The sequence below is a fragment of the Petrachloros mirabilis genome, from assembly GCF_975968855.1.
On the sequence record NZ_CDLUDY010000032.1, the window covers coordinates 1 to 3592 of the forward strand.

The 3592-nt window shown below is 56.0% G+C and carries 4 protein-coding genes; all 4 read left to right on the top strand.

Annotated features, from left to right (window positions below; genetic code table 11):
- Positions 1-672: tRNA (adenosine(37)-N6)-threonylcarbamoyltransferase complex transferase subunit TsaD (locus ACWVCN_RS01260; protein WP_455243690.1), on the top strand; the 672-nt coding region annotated here is incomplete at its 5' end.
- 116 nt (positions 673-788) lie between these two features.
- The gene (hflX, locus tag ACWVCN_RS01265) at positions 789-2399 is read left to right on the top strand and encodes a GTPase HflX (protein ID WP_455243691.1); all 1611 of its coding nucleotides are present in this window, start codon (positions 789-791) and stop codon (positions 2397-2399) included.
- Positions 2400-2430: 31 nt separating this feature from the next.
- A complete protein-coding gene (gene nth, locus ACWVCN_RS01270; RefSeq protein ID WP_455243692.1) occupies positions 2431-3093 on the top strand; it encodes an endonuclease III in 663 nt (220 codons plus the stop codon).
- Positions 3090-3592: YicC/YloC family endoribonuclease (locus ACWVCN_RS01275; RefSeq protein ID WP_455243693.1), on the top strand; the 503-nt coding region annotated here is incomplete at its 3' end. The genes nth and ACWVCN_RS01275, both read left to right, overlap by 4 nt.

Here is a 3592-nt window from a genome sequence, read left to right on the forward strand (position 1 = left end):
ATTGCCTCTGCCTGGCTTCAAGATCCATCGTTCCCGTTACCTTGTGTCATTCTCATTGTGTCAGGCGGCCATACCCATCTCTATCTCCGCCATCACGATCGAAGCTGCCGGTTGTTGGGCTGCACCCGAGACGATGCAGCGGGTGAGGCTTTCGACAAGGGGGCGCAAATGCTGGGGCTCGGTTTTCCCGGCGGACCCGCGCTCGACCGACTGGCTCAAACAGGAAACCCCAAAGCGATTCGGTTCCCCACTCCTTCATTCAAGGACGGAAATCTCGAATTCAGTTTTAGCGGTTTAAAGACCTCTTTGCTCTACAAACTTCAAGATATGGATGAACAGAGTATAGCCCGTCGCAAGGCGGATTTGGCAGCAGGCTACCAGGAAGCCATCGTCACCGAATTGACGAGGAAAGCCCTCGCTGCCCTCAAACAGACGGGGGTCAATGCGCTGGCCGTGGTCGGGGGGGTCTCGGCAAATTCCAGGCTGAGAGCCATCATTCAAGAGCAGGCACAGGTCCATCACATCCGGCTCAGCATTCCTCCGTTGCGGTATTGTACAGACAATGCGGCGATGATCGCTGCGGCCGGCCTTGAAGCTCTGCGGGCTGGAAGAACGATGGCATTAGACGAGGAAGCGGTGGCGACACTCGAACCTGTGCCGGTTGCGACATGACATTCATGGGTCTATTGCACAGATAAAGGAGTTCTCAGATTCCAGACATTCACGGACAACTAAGCGGTCTCAAATCCAGCCAGCTTGCTGCACTTGAGCGACTCTATCGGCGGCGGGTGCCGCACGATAAGGTCCTGTCCCTCGAATTGGCCAGAACGATGTGCCAGCTCACGCACGAATATCGCCGGCCAATTTGCGTGGTGCTGACGAGGAGGGGGCAGGTTCAGGAAATCATCGTCGGGACGGAACTTATCCTGTCTCCGACGACCCTGGCAAAGTTTCGTGCCGGTTCCCGCTCGCTGCGCGGCCTGCGCTTGATCAGAACTCAGCTGCAGGATCAGCCTCTGAATCAGGAATCCCTGACGGACCTTGCCTATCTTCGTCTCGACATGATCGGCGTGCTTTCGGTCACGACGGATGGTCACCCCGGGCAACTCTATCTGGCCCATCTGTTGCCGCCTAACAGGACCGGTCAGCTGTGCAATGTGCTTAAGGCGACGCCCTTTCACCATTGCGCCCTCGCCTTCGATCAATTCATTGCTGAACTGGAAGCAGACCTTCAGCAGGCGCGCGCGACCCACGCCGTCGGCCAAGGAGGGGAATCGGCCATTTTGGTGAGCGCGTCGACACGGAGCAGAGCCGAGCAGGAAGAGCGTCTGGTCGAGCTTTCTGAGCTGGCAGCATCGTCCGGTGTTACCGTGATTGAACAGTTGGTCCAACGCACTGCGGACGGTCATCAGCGGTATCTTCTGGGCAGCGGCAAGTTGAAAGACGTCTTGATTCAAACGCTCCACAAGGGCGCCGACATGGTGATCTTCGATCAGACGCTTTCTCCAGCCCAATCACGGGCCATTTCGGAAATGACCGACATCAAAGTCATCGATCGTACACAACTGATTCTCGATATCTTTGCCCGTCGGGCTCATAGCAGAGAAGGCAAGGTGCAGGTGGAGTTGGCTCAACTGCATTACTTGCTTCCCAGGCTCTCAGGAAAAGGCACGCAACTCTCCAGGCTGGGCGGTGGGATCGGGACAAGAGGACCGGGAGAAACTAAATTGGAGACCGACCGGCGACGTATCAGGGACCGTATTACGCATCTAGAGCGTGAATTGAAGCATTTCGCCCGCCATCAGGATCAACGGCGTGCCCGCAGAACGAGGCACGGCCTGCCGGTTCTTTCTCTGGTCGGATACACGAATGCAGGCAAGTCCACGCTGTTGAACGTGCTGACCAAGAGTTCGGTTTCGGCTGAAGATCGAGTGTTCGAAACGCTGGATACAACGAGCCGGAGGCTCAGATTTCCACAGGATCGTGAAGTGATCGTGACGGACACCGTGGGCTTCATTAGAGACCTCCCTTCGGAGTTGCTTGGCGCGTTCCGGACGACGCTGGAGGAATTGCGCGAGGCGGATCTCTTGATTCATGTGGTCGACGCGGGGGCCAAAGACATTGATGCGCACATTCTGGCTGTAGAAACGGTCTTGACGGACCTGGGCTTCGACGGAATTCCCAGGACTCTGGTCCTCAATAAGTGCGACCGCATTACGAAGTCAGAAGTCGATGCTCTGTGCCGCAGATATCAGGCCATTGGCATCTCTGCCCTTCATTCCGAAACGTTACCACCATTGTTGGATCATCTGGAACGCCAGCTGGCTGCTCTTCACAACCGCTCGATGCATTCGTTGTCGCCCCACAGCGATTCGCTGGCCCTTGCTTCTCGGGCATAACCTCTGCACAATCCTGCTCCGTTGGACCGAAATGACCACGATGAATACTTCAATCGCCGTCGGGCGAAAACGTGTTCAGAAGATAGCCGCTGTGCTTAACCAATCAAGGCCCTCCCCAAAGATGGAGCTCGATCATCGCTCGCCGTGGGAATTGCTGATCGCGACCATCCTGTCGGCTCAATGTACCGATGAGCGGGTCAACAAAGTGACGCCGACGCTCTTTCGTCGCTATCCGACGCCGAAAGAATTGGCGAACGCGCGATTGCCGGAGGTCGAGAAACTGATTCGTTCAACCGGATTTTTCAAGAGCAAGGCCAAGAATATCGTGGCATGCAGTCACGCATTGACGGAACGATTCAGAGGGAGAGTCCCGGACAACCTCGAAGAATTGGTTACATTGCCCGGCGTTGGACGAAAAACCGCCAATGTCGTGCTTGGCAATGCCTTCGAGAAACCAGCGGTCATCGTCGATACCCATGTCATACGTGTCGCGAATCGCCTTGCCTTGACCAAGTCTCACGATCCGGATCGGATCGAAACTGATCTTCAACGGTTACTCCCGCCGTCACAGTGGACAACGGTATCGCAACAGCTGTTGCTCCACGGGAGATATGTTTGCATGGCTCGGGCTCCTCAATGCAGCGGTTGCCCCATCTATTCACTGTGTTCATGGAAAGGAAAACTTCAAGCATGATTCGCAGCATGACGGGGTTTGGACGGGCGCAGGCTCCCTGGCAGGACGGTTCCGTCACCGTCGAGATTCGATCCGTGAACCACCGGTTCCTCGAGGTTGCGTGCCGCCTTCCTCGTTCACTGACACACCTCGAAGACTCATTCAAAAAGGCTGTGCAACAGCAGTGCGCCAGGGGACGGGTGGACATGACGGTGATTCTACAGGGGGGGAAAGGGAAGGCGGCAACGGTCTACCTTGACCAGGCGCTTGCGAAACAGTACCATCAATCCCTTCGCACGCTGAAACAATCCTTCAAACTCAGTGGATCCAACGATCTTGCGCTCGTAGCGGGGCTTCGAGATGTCATGTCGCTGAGCGACCAGCCGGGTGATGATCCGAAGCTGGCAAAGATAGATCAGAAACTTGCCATGCGAGCGATCCAGACATTGGGAGAGATGAGGAAGAAGGAAGGGATTGCGCTTGCCAAGGATATGCAAGGCCGCATACAGGCAATCAGAGA